Genomic DNA, 24,329 nt, shown 5'->3' on the forward strand with positions numbered 1-24,329 from the left:
GGAAAAATCGCGATAGCGGTGTGCGTGCAAGTTAATCCAATTAAATATGATCAAAGAAATAGAGGCTAAATATGTTTGGCAAAATATTTCACTCGACGTTACCCGAAAACGTTACACGCAACCTAGGCGAGTTTTATTTAGGCCAAGCTCGTACTGAGAAAAAACAGGGACACTTTGAGGTAGCGCTGGCTTTATACGATCAAGTGAAAGAAGCCCTGATGTCGCTTGGGAGCGTAAAAGAGGCGTTGAGAAAAGCGCAAAATCCCCAAACCTTAGCCGATGAGACGGTGCGCGCCATGATGGCCGATGCCTATTTCGAACGTGGGGAAATATTAGAGGATTTAAAGTCATTTGACAAAGCACGAGCCAGCTATCTTAAAGCTGAAAAATGGGGGCGTGAAGGAGCCAAACATCGGGTGGAAGCTTCGCTATCCTTGCCATCAGGACATAGCGCCCACTCCAGTAGCTCAGGGTGGGGGCGGTTTAGGTCGCCGTCCTCTTCTGTCCCGACCCCTCAATTGAGCGTTTCTGCGGCTTTTGTCGCGCCGGTTTCTCACTTGAGGGAGATTGCCAATATAGGACTGGAACCCCCAATTTTAGAGGCTCCGGCCTTACAATTTTTCAGAGAAAATCTAACCACGCCGGTGATGAAAGATGCGCTGCCCGCAGTTGGCGCGCGTCCCAAGGACCTTCAGCAGTTAGCGGATGCTCTTACCCTATTATCATTGCAAGCGCAGAAGAATGAGGCTTTTGAAAAAATTGAACTCGCTGACGAGGCGCGCGCTTGGTTGCATGACATAGAAAGGGATGGAGCCGAAGTAAAACGGCTCTATAGCTTGGCTACCGATGTCATCCGTGTTTTTGTTGACGATGAACTGAAAGCGCTCTCAGTCGCTGAAGTGGTGGTACTTGCCTCGGGTCTTACAAAAGAGTTATTTAACACGTTACTTAAAAGATTGATCAATGGAATTCAGCAAAGTACGTTGTTAGAAACTGATTTACTCAACGGCTTAGCTGAGATGATCTATAACGCTGCTCCTGAGTATCTGGATGCGGATGATTTAGTCAAAATTTTAGAGGTCGTCAGCGAGCGCTTGCAAAAAACCCACGGTCAAAGCGAAGATCATCTGTATCACTTAACCTACGCGTTAGCTCGTATTTTAGATGCGATGGCCGATTATGTAAAAGACGTAGACCGTGAACGACTGCGCGAGCCGTTATTGAGTTACCTAAAAAGTTTACAAGGCAGCAGCAACCCCTACCTGGTTTATCAAGCGGCTTACGCTTGCCAAGCTTTAGCCTATGTGCCTGATGATGAAACCCCTTGGCAGGGCGCGGTGCGCCGCGGCAGTAGCATCCTCAAAGGGGTCTCCGGCTTAGTCAGCGCCGTCAAAGGGTTTGATCTGAATCAAATTGTCGAAAGTTTGGGCAATATATACGATGGGGTGGGTGGTGCTGGCGGGATCGTCGAAACGGTGGGCGATGTGTATCAGCAGGTTAAATCGTTAGCTGAAGGCGGACAAGATTTTGTGAGTTGCCTAAAAGAAGGTTTAACGTTTGACAAAAAAGAGACCTGGTATAAGGCATTAGAAGGCGTTGATGTACTGCTGCAACAGCGCAAGCTGAGTGACTTCGAAGAATTTGTGCGCCAAGCCTCTTGCCGTCAACATAAAGCATTCCAATGGGGCTTAAGTGAGCGCCTGGGCCAATTAGCGGCTAACCCGGAGTTAGATAAAGAGACTCAGCAAGGCGCCTTGCGTTTTTTAGAGGATCTTTATGGAAACGACGCGCAGTGGGGTACGCAAGCCTTTGCTAAAAAGAGAGTTATCCAAATTATCAGAGAATTAGCCATTGGCTCGCCGATTGCAGAGGAAGCAGGGAAACTGCTCGCTCGTTTAGCCTACGAAATCGACTCCCAAAAAAGAGCGTTCTATGAATCTTGTCTAAAAGATGCAGCGGCAGGCCCTTACCCTCTTTATAAGCGGGTACTTGCAACATCCTCTCCCACACTGCTTGAGCGCGCTCAAAATACGCCCAAGGTTGAAGATGATTTGCGCCAACTGAAAAGAGAACGTTTAAAAGAATGGAAAAAGGATGAAAGACTTTACGTCAGGCCACAGGGTAAAGCCAATTTTCATGATATTAAGACATTTGATTTAACGGATGAAGTCAATAAATTTCTCAACAGCGCCGATAAAAAAATCTTATTGCTATTAGGGGACTCTGGAGCAGGTAAGTCAACGTTCAACTGTGCTCTTGAAGCCGATTTATGGAATGCATATCTAAAAGATCCAAAAAATCCAGCAAAAGATCGTATTCCCTTATTAATTGCCTTACCCGAAATTGACAATCCAACGCATGAGTTAGTGGAGAAATATCTCCATCTGAAGGGCTTCAGCCAGAAGCAGATGCGGGAATTAAAGAGTCATCACGAATTCGTCTTTATTTTAGATAGTTATGATGAAAGCCAACAGTCTAAAAATTTATATCTCAGCAATAAGATTAACCAAGAGGGCGGGTGGCAAGGACAAGTCATTATTGGCTGCCGCTCTGAATATTTTGGTGAAGATGATCGAGCTCGTTTTGCACCTGCAGATGCCACGCAGTTGCAAGAAATTGTCGTAGCGCCGTTTTCAGAGACAGAGATTAAACGATATACAGAGGCCTATGCGAAAGCGAATCCACTGAGTTGGACAGCAGAACGCTACCAAGACGTTCTAAAAAGTATTCCCAATTTAAAAGAGTTGGTGACCAATCCTTTTTTACTGAAGATTACATTAGACGTGCTACCTGGTCTGGAGAACCAAGAGCACAATTTATCGACTGCTGGCCTAACCCGGATGGCGTTATATGACCAGTTCGTCGAACAGTGGTTCGAGCGTGCCAAACAACGTTTTTTAAGGGAAAAAACGCTTGAGGGCCAAGAAAAGAAAGTCTTTGAAGAATTGATTGATGAGGGTTTTACCAAGAATGGCATTGCCTTTGTAAAGAAGCTCGCGGTTCAACTTTATGAAAGGCAGAAGGGCAATCCGGTTGTTAAATATGTCCGTTTCGAAGACCAAGAGACGTGGAAAGCGGATTTTTTTGGTTCAGAAGATGAAAAGAGGTTACTGCGAGAGGCTTGGCCCTTAAGCCGTAACAAAGATCGCTATCAGTTTATCCATAAATCGTTGTTGGAGTATTTTATCGCACGTGCGGTATTTGAACCTGGGCAAAGCGAGTTGATTGCCGCGGAGATGACGGGTTCAAGTCCTCAAGTGAAAAAGAGGGCGCGTCGCCTCAGCTTTGAGAGTCAATATTCTCTTGATGAAAGGACTATTGCAGTTGAGCAGGGCTTGTTAGATTCGCCGTTGGCTCGTAAGAATTTTGTGAGTGAACCGGCGGTTATAGGATTTCTGGCCGAGCGCGCCCAGAAGGAGCCGTTATTTAAGAAGCAATTGCTGGCTGTGATTGAGCGCTCGAAAACCATCGACAAGGATCTAGCGACCCATAGCTTAATCCGTAAAGCTGCCGCCAATGCAATCACTGTGTTGGTCAAAGCGGGGATCCAATTTAATCGGCAAAATTTGCAGAAAATCCAGGTGCCAGGGGCGGATCTGAGTGGCGGTATGTTCGATCATGCTCAATTGCAAGGAGCGGATTTAAGACATGTCAAACTTCAGAATACATGGCTGCGCGAGGCGAATCTAAGCGGTGCTCAGATGGCCGGCGTACAGTTTGGCGAATGGCCATTTCTCGAAGAGGATAGCCAGGTGGGCTCCTGTGCGTATTCACTGGATGGGACAGCATGCGCCGTGGGTCTTAGTAGTGGCAATATCAGCGTATACGCTACTTCGAACTGGGCAAAAATCCGCACCTTAAGCGGCCATCGCGGCGCGCTTTGGAGCGTCGCCTATTCGCCGAAAAACGATCAGATTGCCGCTGGCGGCCAAGACAAGAAAGTCAGGCTGTGGGACGTAACAACCGGAGCTTGCCGCTACACCTTAAGCGGCCATAGCGATGAGGTGACTAGCGTCGCATATTCGCCCAAAGGTGATCAGGTCGTCTCTGGTGGTGACAAGACAGTACGGTTGTGGGACGTAGAAACGGGTGCTGCTCTCCATATCTTAAGTGGCCATCGCGGTAAGATTACTAGCGTTGCTTATGCGCCGAAAGAAGAGCAGATCGCCTCTGGCAGTGAAGACAATACAGTGCGGTTATGGGACATAGAAAGTGGAGCTTGCCGCTACACCTTACGTGGCCATGACGATGAGGTGACCAGCGTCGTGTATTCGCCACAAGGAGAGCAGCTTGCTTCTGGCAGTGATGACAATACAGTGCGGTTGTGGGACGTAAAAACTGGCGCTTGTCAGTACATCTTAAGCGGCCATAATTATCCGGTGACTAGCGTCGCGTACTCACCGAAAGGAGATCAAATTGCCTCTGGCAGTCATGACAAGACAGTGCGACTGTGGGACGTGGCAACCGGCATTTTTCGCCGCACCTTAAGCGGCCATAGCGCTTGGGTTAGGAGCGTCGCATATGCACCAAAAGGAGATCAGATCGCCTCTGGCAGTAATGACGGTACCGTGCGGTTATGGGATGTGGAAATCGAAGTTGGCCATACCTTAAGCGGCCATAGCGGTGAGGTGAATAGCGTGGTGTATGCGCCGATAGGCGAGCAACTCGCCTCTGGCAGTGAAGACAATACAGTGCGGCTATGGGATCTAGAAACTGGAGTGTGCCGCCACACTTTAAGCGGCTATAGCGTTGGGGTTCCTTGCGTCTTTGGGATTACTAGCGTTGCGTATTCACCGCAAGGTGATCAGCTTGCTGCTGGCAGTTGGGACGATAGAGTGAGGCTGTGGGACATTGCAACCGGAGCGTGCCGCCACACGTTAATCGGCCATCGTGGTACGGTTTTTAGCGTTGCGTATTCGCCGACCGGCGAGCAGCTCGCCTCTGGCAGTGAAGACAAATCAGTGCGGTTGTGGGACGCAAAAACTGGAACTCGCCGCCACACCTTGAAGGGTCATAGAAGTGACGTTAAGAGCGTCGTCTACTCGCCGACAGGAGAGCAACTTGCCTCTGGCAGTGAAGATAAGACAGTGCGGCTATGGGATGTAGCAACCGGAGTGTGCCGCTACACCCTGAAAGGTCACAAAGGCAATGTGAATAGCGTCGTATATTCGCCAACAGGTGAGCAACTGGCTTCTGGCAGTGAAGACAAAACAGTGCGTCTGTGGGATGTAGAAACGGGAACGTGCCGCCACACCTTGAAAGGACATAAAGGTGATGTGAATAGCGTTATGTATTCGCCAAAAGGTGAGCAACTCGCCTCTGGCAGCGAAGACAAAACAGTGCGGCTGTGGCAGGTTGAAAGCGGCCACTGTCAGATGGTGCTTGAAGGGTGCAACGGTTCGGTGATGAGTGTCGCCTGGAAAGAGGCTTCCGCCGCCGGCCACTATTTGGTAACCGGTAGTGGTGATAAGGCAGTACGACAGTGGCAGGTGATAAAGGCGGGAGATCAATATAAAGCTTTTCTATGCTGGAGTTCGACGCATGACGTTCTTACAGCGAAGGGTACTTTAATCGAAAACGTACAGGGCTTAAGTGAGATCAATGAGCAGCTATTAAAGCAGCGCGGAGCGGTCTTACTTGAAAAAAATAAAGAGAGCGTAGTATCTGCCGAAGAAGGTGCTGACGAAATAGCCTCTGATGATGAGGGCTCTTGGTCAACAGCCTCTGACAATGACAATGAAAGTGTGGCAGAAGCGCTTTGAGAGAAAAACCGCGGAAGGCTAGCCTGTGTGATTTCGCGGGAACGGTATGCCAACGCTATGTAAGTGTTTTATGCTATCGCTAAATCGGGTAACGGTCAGATCAGATCACGACTAGTACACTTGAAGGAGATGCGATGGACATCGACAACGAAGCTATCGACGAAGTGGTATTGGCGCTGCTTCACTTGAATTTATGCGACCAGAACCGGGCCTGGAAAGGCTTAGACTGGCCAGCGTTGAAACGGCTGCACCTCAAAGGTTTCATCCACGACCCAGTCAGCCGTGCGAAGTCGGTGGGGCTAGCGGAAGAAGGGTTGCACGAAGCTGAGCGGCTGTTCACGAAATATTTTGTGCGCCGGAATCCCGGGTCGGAAGGTCAATGCAGTTGATGTATCTTGCGAAAGATGGTTTGAAACTTATCGCTCCGCTTGGTGGAGGAACAAAGGATCGTTAACAAACAGACTGAAACGCTGAAGCTATTCAGTGGGAATGCCGCCGGAGCCTGAAGTGCACACGTAAGCCCCAACGAAATCAAGGGGACATGTGCCACAGAAATATCAGAAATTCTTTGCCAAGATTAGACCTAACCCTCTACAATTCAGGAAAATTGTTCGCGAGGACGGTGGTGTGGTTGCACAGTGGCTATTACAGCGAGTCACGGCCTTCCAAATAGAAAAACCCCTAAAATAACCTAAGCACCTGTAATAAAAATCAAGTCAAATTTTCCATCCATGGTGATTGACGTTGCAGGATGCTATTAAGGCTGGTGCAGCACGAAAGCGGTCTATCAGTTTTTCAGCAATCCCAAGGTGAGCGAGCAAGCAATCCTGAGCGGACACCTTGGTTATATGGCTTGTGCCAACGACCCTCCGCCTGGCAACATCGTTATCTAGAGGAGAATGCGAGGACTCATCGATATCCAGATCGGCTTTGAGCTCGCTCAAACTTGTGGGTAATTACAAGGTTCATGGAGTGCTTGCAAAGTAGCAAGAGGGCTGGGGCCAATGAAATAAAGAAAGATGTATGCCGGATAAAATGTGCTTATGATATGAGTCGCCTTCAAGTCTCAAGATTAGCTTAGATTTGCCACCTTTATGGTGAGCCATCATATAACAAAATATAACGTTTTAGGGATTGTCATTATGCTAGACATCATCAATGGGTTGGCTAATGGATGGGTTGTTTCACATGTGATTGACAGCTTCGCTCGGCGCGGAATTTTAGAGGCGATGTCAGTCCGATCGATGACGCTCAAGAAGATCGCATCACGTTACCGAGGCAATGCCGGTCATCTGCATGCGGCTCTGCGGCTCTTGTATGAATTGGGTTGGGTGGAGTGGATTGAACCGGACCGATATGGGGCGGTTGCGGGGGCTGGCTTGGCTCGGCAGTTACCGAGCGATTTGCTGGAGTTGCTGCAATTACCGCTGGCGCAAGCGCTCGCGACTGAACAGTCTGATCCATCCGAACGTTTGCTACGTTGGTTGGATCGTTGTGGCGCGGAGTGGGGCGGGGTCGATCCGGCAGTGGCGAGCGTGCTGGATGGCGCCTTGTTGGCGCCATTGTTGGTACAAATAGACACCTTGGGCGGCGATGTACTGGAACAGACGCAGCCAAGCAATATATCGACGGCCGCGTTGCAAGCCGTGCGAACCTTGTTCATTCAGCGTGGCTGGGGGCAGGTTGAGGCAGCGAGTTTTCAGTTAACGCCGAGTGGCCGGGCGTTGCTGGCGAATAGTGGTGCTTTGGGTACGGTGGTGTCCTACACACCGATGCTTCGTCATCTTGATGATTTATTGTTCGGCGAAGCACGGGCAATCTTTGGTACGGATGAACAGGGACATGAATGGCATGTCGACCGTACGGTACATGCCATTGCCAGTGGCGTGCAACATCAACGCCACTTTGCCGAGCTTGACACGCTCATTCTACGCATCTTTGATCAGGCCCCTTTAGCCACACAACCCCGTTACATCGCGGATATGGGATGTGGTGACGGGAGTTTACTGCTCAGAATCTACCAGCTTATCAAAACGCGTTCAGCACGAGGGCGGGCACTGGCGGAGTATCCACTCACGCTGATCGGCGTAGAAGACAACGCGTTATCGCTCGACGCCACAGAAAAAACGTTAGCTGGCTTACCACACTTACTGGTGCGGGGAAGGATCGCAGACCCGCAGCAATTGATCACTGATTTAGCCGCTGCAGGCATCGAAGATCCAGAAAACATTTTGCATGTGCGGGCGTTTTTAGACCATGAGCGCCCGTTCCTGTCGATTGAAGACAAGAGAGCGGCTCGGCGGCGAGAGGGTTTGAATTACACTGGCGTATACATAGCGCGCGATGGCAGCGAAATTAAACCTGCCCACGCAGTACAAGGGTTAGTGGAGCATCTGCGCCGTTGGCGTATGGCCATCTCCCGCTTTGGACTGCTCTCACTAGAGGCGCATTGTCTGCGGCCGAATACCGTTAAGTGCCTGGGGAATATGACAGAAAGCGCTCATTTTGATGCTTTTAAAGCGTTTTCTGGTCAGCAACTGGTCGAAGCTTCGGTTTTTTTAATGGCCGCAGCTGAAGTTGGCCTCTTTCCTGAGCCGGGCCTGTCGCGCACTTTTCCCGAGCGGCTGAACTTTACCCGCCTCTCTTTGCATCGGTTGATCCCCCAGCCTTATACGATTCGTCATCCAGTCCGAGCCGATCTATCTCGCCTCAAGCACCTTAACCGGATGTGCGAGCCAAGCGCCATGCGTATCTCCACCGCGGAAATAAAGCGGCGCGTGTGTGATGTTCCACAGCAGCAAATGGTATTGGAGTTTGCCGGACAGATTGCGGCTGTGTTGTATACGCAGCGCATTGATTCTGTCGCAGCACTGCGCAGCATCTGCTATGCCGAAGTCGGGTGTTTATGCCAAGCAGAAGGCCGCTATGTGCAGTTGTTAGGATTATTTGTTGCGCCCGAGATGCATGGACGAGGGTTCAGTGATGCGCTGCTTGACTTGATGCTGGTCTATGGCTCGCTGCTTGACGGTGTAGAGGCTATCGTGGGCGTTACGCGCTGCGCTCATTATAGTCAGTATCAGGCGGAGTACAGCCTCGATCGGTATATTGAGTTACGTGACGAACAGGGCCAATGGGTGGATCCGATGCTGCATTTTCATACTTCGCATGGTGCCGTGATACGCGAAGTGCTACCGGGGTTTAGGCCGGGAGACACAGATAACGAAGGGGCTGGGGTGTTAATTGAATATCGCTTGCGCTCTGAGCAGAAGACGGCCGTCGAAACCGCAGATCCACAAGCGGTATCGACTGATACTACGCGAGCTGTCAATCAGGTTGAGCCGATCGTGCGCAGCGCTGTGATAGAAGTATTGGGCAGTCAACGGGCGCCAGCCTATGATCCCCAGGCGCCGCTGATGGAGATGGGGCTCAGTTCACTGGAGTTGCTTGAATTAAGACGGCGGCTGAGTACTCGCCTGGGAGAGTCGTTACCCTCGACGTTTTTCTTTAGCTATGGAACGTCTGAGGCGATCATTGGGTACTTTATGGCCCAGGCCGCGGTTCAGTTGGTAACGCAGACAACCGTGACGCCAGCACCGCAGGCAAGCACAGTCCCAGCACGTGGGGCATACGCTTCAGCAAGTGATGACCTATGGCAGGAATCCACCCGCCAGGACCAAGCTGTCGCGATCATTGGTGTAGCTTGCCGCCTGCCGGATAGAGTGAACACTCCAGCACAGTTCTGGCAAGAATTGCTGGCAGCGCGTGATGGGGTGGGGGCGTTACCCGCCCACCGGCAGGTGCTGTGGGGGAGCCAAGCAGAGCCATGTCGTTGGCAGGCAGGTTTCCTGGCCGAGGTAGAGTGCTTCGATGCGGGTTTCTTTCGCATTTCGCCGCGGGAGGCGAAATTATTGGATCCACAGCAACGTTTGTTATTAGAGGTCGCATGGGAAGCAGTGGAATCTGCCGCGATTGCGCCAGCGACGCTGCGTGGGACGCGTAGTGGAGTCTTCGTAGGCATGATGGGCAGTGACTACGAAGATGTGATTACGCGCAATGGCAGCAAGGCGGACATCAACGCTTACTTTGCTACCGGTAATGCGTGTTCGGTGGCGGCGGGTCGGCTGTCATATTTCTTCGATTGGCAGGGTCCGGCACTCAGTATCGATACTGCCTGCAGTTCATCGCTGGTAGCTGTGCACACAGCATGCCGTAGTCTGTTAGGCGGGGAGTGCACTCTGGCCTTGGCGGCTGGGGTGAATCTATTGCTCGATGACAAACGGTTTCTAGCCTACGAACAGGCAGGTATGCTCTCACCTCATGGGCGGTGTCGGACATTCGATGCGTCGGCAGATGGGTATGTGCGAGGGGAAGGCTGTGCGGCGGTGGTTTTGAAGCGTTTATCTGATGCGCAGGCCGATGAGGACCCGATCATGGCGGTGATTCGGGGCAGTGCTATCAATCAAGATGGCAGCAGCAGTGGCTTAACTGCGCCGAACCAGTTGGCGCAACAGGCGGTGATTGAAGCAGCGCTAGCTCAAGCGGGGTTAGCGCCGCACGAGATCGGCTACTTGGAGGCACATGGGACCGGCACCAAACTAGGTGATCCGATCGAGGTCATGGCCGCGGCCCAAGTACTTGGGGCCGGGCGGTCAGCCGATCAGCCGCTTTTGATTGGCTCGCTTAAGAGCGTGATGGGCCATCTAGAAGCAGCGGCGGGTATTGCCGGGTTGATCAAAACAGTCCTGTCGATGCAGCAGGGAGTGATTCCAGCACAGTTGCATTTTGAGACACCGAACCCGTATATTCCTTGGCAGCGCTTGCCGATGCAGGTCGTCGCGCAAACTCAGAGATGGCCGGCAGGGTTAAAGCGGGCGGGAGTGAGTTCATTCGGCTTTAGCGGCACCAATGCGCATGTCATCGTTGAGGAATATAGTTCGCCACAGAAGGCGTCAACGATGTTGAGCGGGCCGGTAATCGTTGTGCTATCAGCCAAAAATGAAGAGCGGCTGCGGGATCAGGTGCAGCAGTTGCTATCGTACTTGGAACACCATACTGAGACAAATCTAACCGACCTAGCGTATACGCTACAAGTGGGGCGTGAGGCGTTGGACGTTCGGTTAGCGCTTGTGGTGAGATCCATCAATGAGCTAAAAGAACGGTTGTTGGGCTATGCGCAAGGCAAGGCGTCTCAAGAAAATATATACCAGGGCGAGCTCAAGCACGCTCAGGAAACGCTGGCGATGTTTCAAGCCGATGAAGATCAGCAAAAGTGGCTTGCCAAAGGCGAACTTGATAAGTTGGCGCAGTTGTGGACACAAGGGCTAAAGGTAGCGTGGGGACACGTATACGGTGCAGTTAAACCAAAGCGCATCAGCCTGCCAACGTATCCTTTTGCCAAAGAACGATACTGGGTGCTGAAGGCCGTACCGGATCCGGTAGTGGGGGGCGAGCAGGTCGTGCCGGGGCGAGCTCAATTGGAGAGGACGTGCGCGGCGGCTAATAAGCCGGGCATCCCGCACCCTACAGAGGGCGTTACAGGTAAGCCTAGTGGCATTTCATTGTGCACGCTTGGGACTGACCTGTGCAACGATGTGTCTGCACCGGTAGAGAGCAATCAATACGTGCCAACGATGAATCACAAAACAGGTAGAGACACAACTGATTCGCCAGCGGAGGAAACAAGCAACAATCGCCCCGCGTCGCTAAAGATCCTGCAAGAAGAACTGACCAAGACTCTCGCCAAAGTATTGTACTTGGAGTACGCGGAGATTGATGCAGAGTATCCGTTTGTCGAGCTTGGCTTGGATTCGATCACGGGTGTGGAATGGGCGCAGTTAATCAACCAATCTTTTGGTTTGTCGTTACCGGTGACACGCCTATATGACTATCCCACTATCCGGCGTTTGGCCGAGCATCTGTCGCCGATGGTCCTAAGCGCACAGAGTGCAGCAGTGGCACATCACCCAATAGCTGAGGATGCAACAGATCGATCGACGCGGGTGCCTGTGGCGTCAGAGATTCAGCCGATACCGCAGCAGGAAGGCGTTGCCATCATAGGGATGTCTGGGGCCTTTCCAAAATCAAAAAACCTAGAAGAGTTTTGGGATAACCTTGTGCAGGGTAGGGATTGCGTGTCGGAAGTTCCTGCGCAGCGGTGGTCGATTGAACAGTACTACGATCCGCGTCCGGCTACACGGGGCCGAACATATAGTAAGTGGATGGGAGAGTTAGAGGAGGCAGATTGCTTTGATCCCTTGTTTTTCAATATCTCACCTGCTGAAGCTCAATCGATGGATCCTCAGCAGCGGCTGTTTCTGGAGCATAGTTGGAGTTGTATCGAGGCTGCAGGTATCAACCCACACACTTTGTCAGATAGCCGCTGTGGTGTATATGTGGGGTGCTGTGCTAGCGATTATGGCCAGGTTGGTGACGGCAGTGAGCTGACGGCCCAAGGGTTACTCGGGAATGCGTCGTCGATTTTGTCGGCCCGAATCGCCTATTTTCTGAATTTGAAGGGTCCTTGCCTGGCGCTTGACGCCGCTTGTTCATCGTCGTTGGTGGCCATCGCTGAGGCATGCGACAGCTTAATGCTCAGACAAAGCGACTTAGTTCTTGCCGGCGGTGTATATGTGTCGGCGAGGCCGGATATGCACATCATGACCAGCAGCGCAGGTATGCTATCGAAAGTCGGACGCTGTTTCACTTTCGATGCGCGAGCGGATGGTTTTGTGCCAGGAGAAGGGGTCGGTGTGCTGCTGCTTAAGCGTTTAACGGATGCAGTGCGCGATCAAGACCTGATCCACGGTGTGTTGCGGGGTTGGGGGGTGAATCAGGACGGCCGCACGAATGGTATTACAGCGCCAAGCGTGAGTTCGCAGATAACCTTGCAAAAGCAGGTCTACGAACGCTTTGGGATCAATCCAGAGACGATCTCTCTGGTCGAAGCTCATGGCACGGGTACGGCATTAGGGGACCCGATCGAGGTAGAAGCTTTAACGGAATCGTTCCGTTCATATACCGCGAAGCAGGACTACTGCGCCTTGGGATCGGTCAAAAGCAATATTGGCCATTTGCTAACCGCTGCCGGTGTTTCGGGCGTGATCAAAGTATTGTTGGCGTTGCGCCATCGCGTGCTGCCGCCGACGATCAATTTCTCTACGCTCAACGAGCGTATTACAGTGGCTGGCAGTCCTTTTTACATCAACACTGATTTGAAGCCATGGACAGTGGCGGGCGATCAACTGCGGCGCGCAGCGGTGAGTTCATTTGGCTTTAGCGGCACCAATGCCCATCTGGTGCTGGAAGAGTACCTATCATCGGCGCCCGTGGGTCGGGTGGGCAATCCTCAGCAGGTCTTGCTTGTGTTGTCGGCAAAGACAGCGGAACGGCTACAAGCGTACGCCACAAAAATGAAAGCATGGGCCGAGGGGGAAACGGAGCTTGATCTTACGGCTCTAGCTTACACTCTACAGACAGGGCGCGAGGCGATGGTTCATCGGCTGGCGTTGGTGGTGGAATCGCGCGCGCAGATGCTGGATGCGCTCGACAAATTTACCCGTGGTCAGGCGACGCCTGGAGTGTTCACGGGGCAAGCGAAAAAGAGCAGCGAGCACACAGCGCTATTTGAGGATGATGGGGACGCCGATGCGTTGTTACAGGCATGGCTGCGCGCCAAGAAATTGAGCAAGCTAGCGCAGTTGTGGGTGCACGGACTGACCGTGGAGTGGGGACAGTTATACGGTCAAACCAAGCCGCGGCGGATGAGCCTTCCGACCTATCCATTTGCGAAGAAGCGGTACTGGACGCCGACACGGGTGGTGCCAAATGGGTTAGAACGCCAATTGCATCCGTTGCTGCACCGAAATACGTCAGATTTGAGCCAACAGCGTTTTAGTACGACGCTGACCGGCAAGGAATTTTTTCTGCACGACCACGTGGTGCAAGGTCAGCGTATTGTGCCTGGAGCTGCCCAATTGGAGTGGGCGCGCGCGGCGGTGGCGTTGGCGAGTCATGGCGAGGTAGGGCAGACCGTGATGCTGCAGGAGGTGATGTGGCTGCGCCCATTGGTGGTAGCCCAGCCACGGGAAGTTCATATCGGTTTGGAGAGTCAGGAAGACGGCCGGATTGGCTTTGAAATCTACAGCGACAGTAGGGATGAAGCGGTCGTGTATAGCCGGGGTTGGGCTCAATGGGTGGCGGTAGGTGAAGCACCGCAGGTAGATCTAGAGGTAGTGCGGGCACACTGTGAGCAGACCGTGGCGGGGGAGGCGTGTTATGCACAGTTTGCGCAACAGGGGTTAGAGTTTGGTCCGAGCTTCCAGGTTCTAAAAGAATTGTGGCTAGGCGATCAGGTTGTGGTAGGCGCCTTGCGCTTGACCGCAGATGCGCCAGCCGGTTATGTCTGGGCGCCAAATGTGTTGGATGGGGCGCTGCAGGCAAGCGTGGGCCTGGCGCAAAATAAGACCAATGCACCCTTGGCGCTACCCTTCGCGGTAGCCCAGGTGAGGCAATGGGGTGAACTGCCGATGCCGGCGTGGGCAGTGGTACGGCCAGGAGTAGGCGACAGTGCGGCTGTGCGCAAGCTCGATATTGACATCGTTGATGCCAATAGGCGGGTAGCGCTACGCTTAAGTGGTTTCAGTACACGGCCTCTGGATGGCGCAATTTCTGTGCATGAGGCCATTGAGCAAGTGGTCGCAGCGCCTCAGACGGTCCTGTTAGCGCCGCAGTGGGCGGCGCAAGCCCCTGTACAACTAGAGGTCGCGCCGGTCTATGAGAGGCACGGGATCTTAGTGTGTGAGGTGGGCCAGGATAATCCACAGAGACTAGCGGAGCTTGCCGTTGCGTTGCCTGCAGCACAGTGTCTGCAGTTGAGCGGGAGTGGCCCGCTGGCACAGCGCTATACGGCGTATGCAATGCAATTGCTGGCATGGATACAGAAAGAAGTTGCCGCCCATCCTGGTGACCGGCTGTTGCTCCAACTGGTGATCCCTAATGAAGGCGAAAGCGCGGTGCTGCAGGGGCTAGGTGGCTTCTTGCGTAGTGCGCAGCAAGAATACCCGCGGTTGGTGTGCCAGGTGATGGCGGTGGCGGCTGAGGTGTCGATGCCGGTATTGGTGCAGCAACTGAAAGCTGAGGCGGCATCGCCCGCGCCGATGGTGCGCTATATCGAAGGGAAACGAGAAGTCTTGGGCTTCGCGCCAATGGCCTGCGAAGACACGACGCTACCGTGGCGTGACGAGGGTGTTTACCTGATCACAGGAGGGTTGGGCGGGCTGGGGCAAGTGTTCGCCCGGACGATGGCGCAGCAGATACGCCATCCGGTGCTAGTGTTGACCGGGCGCCGCGCGTTGCAGCCGGCGCAAGAGCGCGTGCTAAGGGAGTTAGAGGGGATGGGCGCGCGCGTCGCGTACCGGGCAGTGGACATGAGCGACGCCGTGGCAGTGGCCGCCTTAGTGGCAGAAATTACGGCGCAGTACGAGCAGTTGAACGGCGTAATCCATAGCGCTGGGGTGTTGCACGATGGCTTGCTGGCGCAAAAGAGCGGCGAGACGCTGCAGCAGGTATTAGCTCCGAAGGTAGCGGGCCTGGTGGCCTTGGATGAGGCGACGCAAGCAGTGGCGCTGGATTGGCTGGTACTGTGCTCGTCGGTGGCCAGTGTATTGGGTAATGTGGGGCAGACGGATTATGCGGCGGCGAATGGCTTTTTGGACAGCTATGCGCAGTACCGGTCGGGCCTAGTGGCGCAGGGTCAACGCCAAGGCCATACCGTCTCGGTGAGTTGGCCGTTGTGGGCCGAAGGGGGGATGCAGATAGATGCGGCCGGCCAAGAGCGGCTGCGACGAGACACCGGGCTGGAGGCGATGCCGAGTGCTGTGGGCATAATGGCATTGTGTCAGGCATTAGGGCAGTCCGCCACCCACGTGGTCGTGGAGTATGGCGCAGTGGCTCACGTGCTGCAACGCATCCGGACGACGTATGACACGCTGATGCTGCCGGCGACGACCAGAGGGGTGGACGCTGATGACGCAGTAGCAGTTGGCGAGTTGCAGTCACAGATAGAGCATAAGTTAACGGGATTAATCTCGGCGCAACTCAAAATTGCGCGAGAGGAACTGGAGCGAGATACGCCGCTCAGTGAATTTGGTTTTGATTCGATTACTCTGACGGAACTCGGCAACGCTTTGAATCAGAAGTACAGTTTGACTTTGAGTTCAACGATCTTCTTCGAGTATTCGACGATTGCAGCGCTGGCGGGCTATCTGGCGCGGGAACACCACGCCTTGCTCGCGCCGGCGTTTGCGGCAATGGCGACAGCCCCAATCTGTCCAGAGAGCGGCACTGTTTCTTCGCTGTTCACGCCCGTCCTTCGGAACCGGCGGGGACGCGTTGCACTGGCAGTGCAGAGGGGCGATGTGAGTGAGCGAGATACGATCCAGGCTGAGTCAATCGCCGTGATTGGCATGAGTGGCTGTTTCCCGCAAGCTGAGAATATCGATGCCTTGTGGGCTAACCTGCTGGCGGAGCAAGACAGTATCGGAGCGTTGCCGGCCAGTCGCTGGGCAGGTGGTTTGACGCCGGCGATTTGCCATGCAGGCGTGATCGACAGCATGGACGAATTTGATCCGCTATTTTTTGGTATTTCGCCGCGCGAAGCGCAAGCCATGGATCCGCAGCAGCGGTTACTAATGTTGTATGTGTATCGGGTGATTGAGGATGCAGGTTATTCGGTGCGCAGCCTATCGGGCAGTGCTACGGCACTGCTGGTGGGGACTTCCGCTGGCAGCGGTTATGGAAATTTGTTGGCGCAGGCGGGCGAGACGGTAGCCGGGTACAGTGCGGTGGGACTGGCAGGGTCGATGGGACCGAACCGGATGAGCTATTGGTTAAATTGGCATGGGCCAAGTGAACCGATTGATACGGCGTGCTCGAGTTCGCTGGTGGCGGTGCACCGAGCGCTGGAGTTGCTACGCAGCGGGCAGTGCACTCAGGCGGTGGTGGGTGGGGTCAACACGCTGCTGTCGCTGGAGATTCACGAGAGTTTTACCCAGGCGGGCATGTTAAGCCAGGATGGCCGCTGCAAGACCTTCTCGGCACAGGCTGATGGCTATGTGCGTGGAGAGGGTGTGGGCATGGTGTTTCTCAAACCGCTATCAGCGGCGGAGCGAGATGGCGACCATATTTACGGCCTGATTAAAGGCAGTGCGACTAACCATGGTGGACGGGCCAATTCGCTGACAGCGCCGAACCCGCGAGCGCAAGCTGATCTGATTAAGGCGGCGCTGCGACAAGCGGGGGTGGGGCCGGAGACAGTTGGTTATATCGAGGCGCATGGCACGGGCACCGAATTAGGGGACCCGATTGAAGCGCAGGGCCTCAAGAGCGCATTTGCCGAGCTGGCCGCTGAATTGCCGTTAGCGTATTGTGGTTTGGGCTCGGTGAAGAGCAACCTTGGGCACCTGGAACTGGCCGCAGGTGTGGCTGGGCTGATCAAGGTGCTGCTGCAGTTGCAGCATCGAACCTTAGTCAAAAGCCTGCATTGCGAAGAACTGAATCCGCTGCTTGCTTTGAGCGACAGCCCGTTCTATGTGGTGCAGCAAACGCGTGCGTGGGAAGCTTTACGAGATCGACAAGGGCAGGAGTTGCCACGCCGAGCTGGGGTGAGCTCATTTGGCTTTGGTGGGGTTAATGCACATGTCATTGTTGAGGAGTATGTAGGGCCACCGAGAGCGCCCACGGTATTCAGTGGCCCCGTGGTGGTAATACTGTCGGCCAGAAACGAGGCACAGCTGCGGGACCAGGCGCAGCAGTTGCTGACCTATCTGGAGCGTCAGGCTGAGGTGAATCTGGTCGATCTGGCGTATACGCTCCAAGTGGGACGTGAGGCGTTACGGGTGAGATTGGCGTTGGTGACGAGCTCCATCAGTGCGCTGCAGGAGCAGCTAGCAGGCTATGTGCGCGGCGAGGCGCTGCAAGAGGATACGATCTACGGTGAGGTAAAACGCGAGCAGGGCATCTTGGCGGCATTCCGAGCCGACGAGGATTTGCAAAAGGCGATCGAAGCGTGGGTAGCTAAAGGTAAAGTAGGCAAGCTAGCGCAGCTGTGGGTGCAAGGACTGGAGGTTGATTGGGGGCAGTTATACGCACAAACGAAGCCGCAGCGGATGAGTTTACCGACGTATCCGTTTGCCAAGGAGCGGTACTGGGTACCGCAAAACCCGGTATTGCTAGCAGATGGGGTTTTGGGCCCTGAGTTAAGTATTGTCGCAGTGGACGAGTTGCAGTCACAGATAGAGCATGGGTTAACGGAGTTAATCTCGGCGCACTTGAAAATTGCGCAAGAGGAACTGGAGCGAGATGCGCCGCTCAGCGAATTTGGTTTTGATTCGATCACCCTGACGGAGTTGGGCAACGCCTTGAACCAGAAGTACAGTTTGGCTTTGAGTCCAACAATATTCTTCGAGTATTCGACGATTGCAGCGCTGGCGGGCTATCTGGCGCGGGAATACCAAGCAATGCTCGCGCCCGCGTTTGCGGCAACGGTGACGGCGCCAATCTGTCCAGAGAGCGGCCCTGTTTCTTCGCTGTTCACGCCCGCCCCCCGGAGCCGGCGGAAGAGCGTTGCACTGGCAACGCTAAGGGGCGATGTGAGTGAGAGTAAAACGATTAAGGGCGAGCCGATCGCCGTGATCGGCATGAGTGGATGTTTTCCGCAGGCTGAGGATATCGATACCTTGTGGGCCAATCTGCTGGCGGAGCGGGATAGTATCGAGGTGTTGCCGAGCAGCCGCTGGGAGCGCGGCTTAACGCCGTCGATTTGCCATGCAGGGGTGATCGAGAGTATAGACGAATTTGATCCACTATTCTTTGGCATATCGCCACGCGAAGCGCAAGCGATGGATCCGCAACAGCGGCTGCTGATGTTGTATGTATACAAGGTGATCGAGGATGCTGGCTACTCGGTGCGGAGCCTGTCGGGCAGTGCCACGGCACTGCTGGTGGGGACCACCGCCGGTAGCGGTTATGGGAATTTGTTGGCACAGGCGGGCGAGACTGTGGCAGCGTACAGCGCGGTAGGACTGGTGGGATCGATGGGACCGAACCGGATGAGCTATTGGTTAAATTGGCATGGGCCGAGTGAACCGATCGAGACGGCATGCTCGAGTTCACTGGTCGCGGTGCACCGGGCGCTGGAGTTGTTACGGAGTGGGCAGTGTGTGCAGGCGGTGGTGGGCGGGGTCAACACCTTGCTGTCGCTGGAGGGGCATGAGAGTTTGACCCTAGCGGGCATGCTGAGTAAGGATGGCCGCTGCAAGGCTTTCTCCGCGCAGGCCGATGGCTATGTACGCGCAGAGGGCGTGGGCATGGTGTTCCTCAAACCGTTGTCGACGGCGGAGCGAGATGGGGACCATATTTACGGTTTGCTTAAAGGTAGTGCAATTAACCATGGTGGGCGGGCGAATTCGCTAACGGCGCCGAACCCGCGAGCGCAAACCGATTTGATCAAGGCCGCGCTGCAACAAGCGGGGGTGGAGCCAGAGACAATAGGCTATATTGAGGCGCACGGCACGGGCACCCAATTAGGGGACCCGATCGAAGTGCAGGGCCTCAAGAGCGCATTTGCCGAGCTGGCCTCAGAACTGCCAACACAGAGCTGTGGCTTGGGAACCGTGAAGAGCAATATTGGACACCTAGAACTGGCTGCAGGAGTGGTGGGGCTGATCAAGGTACTGCTGCAACTGCAGCACCGGACCTTGGTTAAAAGCTTGCATTGCGAAGAATTGAATCCGCTGCTTGCTTTGGCTGGCAGTCCGTTCTATGTAGTACAGCATACGCGTGCCTGGGAGGCATTAAGCGACCGGCAAGGGCGGTTGTTACCACGCCGAGCAGGGGTCAGTTCGTTTGGCTTTGGTGGGGTCAATGCGCATGCCATCGTTGAGGAATATATAAGGCCACAGAGAGCGCCCACGGTATTCAGTGGCCCCGTGGTGGTACTCCTGTCGGCCAGAAACGAGGCACAGCTGCGGGACCAGGTGCAGCAGTTGTTGACCTATCTGGAGCGTCAGGTTGAGGTGAATCTGGTCGACCTGGCGTATACGCTCCAAGTGGGACGGGAGGCGCTGGGGGTGAGAGCAGCGTGGGTGGTCCACACTGTCGATGCACTGAAAGCGCAGTTGTTAAGTTATGTGCGAGGCGAGGCGTTTGGCGAAGGCGCCTACCAAGGTGAGCTCACCCGCAGCAAGGAGATGCTTGCGGCTTTCCGAGCCGACGAGGATATGCAAAGGACGATTGAAGCATGGGTTGCCAAGGGCAAGCTTAATAAGCTAGCGCAATTGTGGGTGCAAGGGCTAGAAGTGGAGTGGGGCCCGTTATATGAGCAAACCAAACCGCGGCGGATGAGTCTTCCAACCTATCCCTTCGCCAAAGAGCACTACTGGGTGCCACAGAAATTAGCACAAGGTGGGCCAGAGCATCAGTTGCATCGACCGATCCAGCGGCCGGATCTGAGCGAGCAGCACTTGACTACAATCCCCACCAGCGATCTGGACCAAGCAAGGTGCGCTGAGTTGAACACCGGCGCAGTTGGCCGGCCTCAGATGCAGCTAGAGCATATACTGACCGGGCTGATCTCAGCACAACTAAAGATCGCGCGCGAAGAACTCGAGCGCGATGTAGCGTTTAGCGAATTCGGCTTTGACTCGGTGATACTGACCGAATTCAGTCGTACATTGAACCAAAAATACGGTCTGTCGCTCAGTCCGGCAATGTTTTTCAAATACTCGACGATTGCAAAGCTAGCCGATTATTTTACACGGCAACATCCGGCACTGCACGCGCAGGCGTTTGGGGTGACGGCAGCAAGCTATGCCAATAATGACGTGGTTCCCCCACCCTCATCACAGAGAGTCGAAACGCCAACAAGCAATACAACTGAGGTTGAGTCCATCGCAGTGGTCGGGATGAGTGGATGTTTCCCGCAAGCAAACACGCTACAAGAATATTGGGACAATTTAGTCACCGGACGGGATTGTATTACTGAAATTCCGGCAGATCGCTGGTCGCTGGATGGATTCTATATTGAGGACAAGCAAACTGCTCTGGCCAAAGGCCTTAGCTACAATAAGTGGGGCGGGTTTATTCGAGGGCTCAACACGGTATTGAATACTGATTTCTTCACCACGGCATTTGAAGCACAAGCTACTTGGACTGACTGGACGGCTGAGCAAAAGCTGTTTGTGCAGATGGTATGGACCCTACTTGAAGCAGCCGGCTACACCAGTGCTGAATTAAACCAAGTGTGTCAATCTCGAGTGGGTGTTTATGTCGGTATGATGTCGCGTCCAATGTCTTTAATCGAAGCCAATAAACCTCAAAGCATGGTGGCAACTCATACTACAAATGAGCTATCAGACATGGTGTCACACTTGTTTAAGCTCCAGGGGCCAAGCCTTGTCATCGATGCTTACAGCGCTTCTTCTATGGTAGCGATTCACATGGCCTGCGCCAGTTTGATACACGGCGAATGTGAAGCGGCGATTGCGGGTGGTATTAGTTTGATGCATCCAGAGTTGTATCAGTATTCTTGTCAGCTTAATATTCTAGGTAGTCATCCCCAAAGCCGAAGTTTTGCGGCTAACTGTGATGGGCCGTTATTTAGCGATGGCGCTGGGGTCGTGTTGCTGAAATGCTTATCTAAAGCAATTCAGGATAAAGACAGTATTTTGGGCGTGATCAAATCAACGGTCGCCAATAACGTCAATAATATCGCGCTGCCAAACATACCCATGCCAGACGTTATCTCGAATTCAATTAAGGAAAACATCATCAAATCGGGGCTTGATCCGCGAACCATCAGCTATATCGAAGCATCTGCGCCAGGATACGAGATCGGGGATGCGCTTGAAGTATTTGCAACAGAACGCGCTTTTCGTGAATTTACTCAGGAGCAGCAGTTCTGTGCGCTAGGGTCATTGAAGCCCAGCATTGGCCATGCTACGGCAGCCTCGGGTATTTCGCAACTGATTAAAGTGCTGTTACAAATGCGGCATAGGCAATTGGCACCAACGCTTCAGGTTAGCCCTTGGCGTTCTGATTTAGAGTTGGAGCATTCTCCTTTCTATCTACAGCAAGAGGCGCAAGCATGGCACCGTCCTCGTCTTCACATTAATGGAACTGAGCAAGAAGTGCCTCGCAGAGCAATGATTAATTCGATAGGCTATGGCAATTTTTATGCCGGTGCGATTATCGAAGAATACGTTTTTGAGGAAAATTCAGACCTTCGAGAAGCGCAGCAGATTGAGTGCATCGCCAGCGAGCAACTGATTGTTTTATCAGCCAAGACGGCCGAGCATTTAAAAGCGATGATCGAGCAGCTAGGGCAATTTACCCAGAGCCAAGCGCAATTTTCGCTACAGGATATGGCGTATACGTTGCAATTAGGTCGCGTGGCCATGCCGTTGCGCTGGGCTGCAGTGGTCCAAGATCGAGCTAGTTTACTCAGTGCGTTAACCTTTGCGTTGCAACAAAAGAAAGTGAAGTCGTCAGTTGCACAAGGCAGAACGATTTTTGCGAGTACGATAAATTACTCAACCAAAGGGGGCAGGGCGCGACCAGGAGCGCCAGCCGAAACACAAATGCTACAGCACGGTTTGGCGGAAAAAGACCTCATACAGATTGCAGCTAGCTGGGTGAAAGGGGCCAACATCGCCTGGGGTTTATTGCATAAAGGGCAAGCTCCACGACGCATCTGGCTGCCAGGCTATCCTTTTTTTTGATCACATATTCTTAACCACTGTTTAAGCCTAGAAACAAAGAGAAAGTATGGACCTGAATTCTATTAGTCATGTTACCAAAGAATATGTTCGAAAAAACCTGATTTCTCACAGTGCCGATACGCCAGACCTCAGTAAAGATTTTCTGAAATCTGTTGCAGCAAGGTTACGTGAAATGGGCGATATGCCTGGCTTTACGGTGGAGCAGCAGATTCGCTTATTAAAGGATTTAGCTTCCTTCGATTTAGGTATCTTCATGCTTAAAAATCAAGGCTTAAATGCATACTGGACACATAAAATAGTGACTCACATTCCTGGTCAGGCATCGACTCACCAGATGTCCGATCTTGAGTATCAGATATTAGAAAAGTCCCCTGCAATTCTTGCGACCCGGGAGCGTTTTGGAATCTTCCGTCAACAATTACAGGCGCGACTCAAACCAGGACTTACATTGGCATCTGTACCTTGTGGCATGATGGGTGAGCCATTGCTGTTGGACTATGGGCCAAATCCGAAGATTAATCTCATTGGAGTCGATCTAGATCAACAGGCATTAGATGGTGCGCAGGCAGAGGCTGAAAAGCGCGGACTGGCTAGCTATGTGTCGCTTCGTCGCGAGGACGCCTGGGACTTAAGCCTAAACCAAGAAGTAGATATTTTGGCAAGCAACGGCCTCAACATCTACGAACCTGACGATACTCGTGTGATTGCATTATATCGAGCGTTTTTCAATGCACTGAAACCAGGCGGAAGTCTGATCACTAGTTTCGTGACTCCGCCTCCAACATCGGCTACGGAATCACCATGGAATTTGGCAGCAATTGACCAAAAATCGCTATTACTCCAAGCCCTGTTAAGTTTACGCCTAATCCAAGCAAAGTGGAGTGCATTTCGGACGCACAAACCAAAGCACAACTTGAAGAGGCTGGTTTTACCGACATTACATTTATCGATGATCGTGCTCGGATCATGCCCACTGTGCTGGCACAAAAACCGCTCAAAAGTAAACGCTAAATTAATCCCACATTGACAGAATGGGTAGAATCGCGGAGACCTAAGGTTTACGACGCGTCAACAGCGCTTTTGTGGAAATTAAATGGGAGCAAATCGGAGATATCATCCTCAGGCTGACGTTTAGGTAATTCAGTGAGGACATGACATAAATATGAGTAAGGCTCAACTTGACATGCTCGGCAGGTCAACATCATGTTGTAGCATGAGTCCAATAAATTCCTGCCCAGCCTCATTCTTACTATCGGTAGCCACACGAAGTATGGACAAGCCGTGCATATCGCTACGCGACCGTGTGGATAACAAAAAACCGTTATCCACACTTACGCACCGCTTGCCCGCACTTCGGTGAAAAACGATCATCAGTGATCATATTCACCCTAACGCGCTTCGCTTGTCTTACAAATTTAGATAAAATGTTTTAGCGATTTAACATAAGAGAATTTAGGATTTTTTAAAATAATTTAAGTGTTTTTGTCGTATTTTGAGAATTTTTATATGAAAGATCTATATCTCTTTTATTTTCGTGAATGGCCTTTCGGCTCTGATTGAACCGGCTAAAACACACTATCTCTGGCGGCCCATGCTACGCAGATGGGGTTAGAGACGGCGGTTAATGGCCGGGCCGATGCGATCCAAAGCAGAGGTTGTAATCCACTACCTGTCCGTTGACCAGCAAAGGTGAAGCCGTAAATTTCTGTTCAAATACTCCCGCCGATCCAAAATATCAAAACTTCTTTACTAAAATTAGACTTTTACCTCTACAATTCAGTTAATGTGTTTA

The 24,329-nt window shown here is 52.9% G+C and carries 4 protein-coding genes and 1 pseudogene; 4 read left to right on the forward strand and 1 reads right to left on the reverse strand.

Annotated features, from left to right (window positions below; all coding sequences use genetic code 11):
* Window positions 1-71: 71 nt before the first annotated feature.
* The 4 genes from NQD60_RS04310 (at window position 72) to NQD60_RS04325 (ending at window position 23,564) form a co-directional block, all read left to right on the forward strand.
* Window positions 72-5,762, forward strand: a complete 5,691-nt coding sequence (locus tag NQD60_RS04310; protein WP_257101208.1) for a pentapeptide repeat-containing protein — start codon at window positions 72-74, stop codon at window positions 5,760-5,762.
* Window positions 5,763-5,896: 134 nt separating this feature from the next.
* Window positions 5,897-6,151 (forward strand): DUF6429 family protein, encoded by a 255-nt coding sequence (locus NQD60_RS04315; RefSeq protein WP_257101209.1) that lies wholly within the window; start codon window positions 5,897-5,899, stop codon window positions 6,149-6,151.
* A 753-nt stretch (window positions 6,152-6,904) separates the two neighbouring features.
* Entirely contained in the window at window positions 6,905-22,537 is a 15,633-nt protein-coding gene (locus tag NQD60_RS04320) for an SDR family NAD(P)-dependent oxidoreductase (RefSeq protein ID WP_257101210.1), read from the forward strand.
* Between the two features lie 46 nt (window positions 22,538-22,583).
* Window positions 22,584-23,564: a cyclopropane-fatty-acyl-phospholipid synthase family protein gene (locus tag NQD60_RS04325; RefSeq protein WP_257101211.1), complete on the forward strand. Its 981-nt coding sequence runs from the start codon at window positions 22,584-22,586 to the stop codon at window positions 23,562-23,564.
* Between the two features lie 31 nt (window positions 23,565-23,595).
* Here NQD60_RS04325 and NQD60_RS04330 read toward each other — a convergent pair.
* A pseudogene (locus tag NQD60_RS04330) lies at window positions 23,596-23,748 on the reverse strand (transposase domain-containing protein); the annotation flags it as partial.
* Window positions 23,749-24,329: the final 581 nt, after the last annotated feature.

Source organism: Mycoavidus sp. SF9855 (assembly GCF_024582735.1).
GTDB lineage: Bacteria > Pseudomonadota > Gammaproteobacteria > Burkholderiales > Burkholderiaceae > Mycoavidus.

Excerpts from the sequence above, each read along its gene's own strand:
- NQD60_RS04310 (WP_257101208.1), top strand. The coding sequence starts at position 72 with ATGTTTGGCAAAATATTTCACTCGACGTTACCCGAAAACGTTACACGC.
- NQD60_RS04315 (WP_257101209.1), top strand. The coding sequence starts at position 5,897 with ATGGACATCGACAACGAAGCTATCGACGAAGTGGTATTGGCGCTGCTT.
- NQD60_RS04320 (WP_257101210.1), top strand. The coding sequence starts at position 6,905 with ATGCTAGACATCATCAATGGGTTGGCTAATGGATGGGTTGTTTCACAT.
- NQD60_RS04325 (WP_257101211.1), top strand. The coding sequence starts at position 22,584 with ATGGACCTGAATTCTATTAGTCATGTTACCAAAGAATATGTTCGAAAA.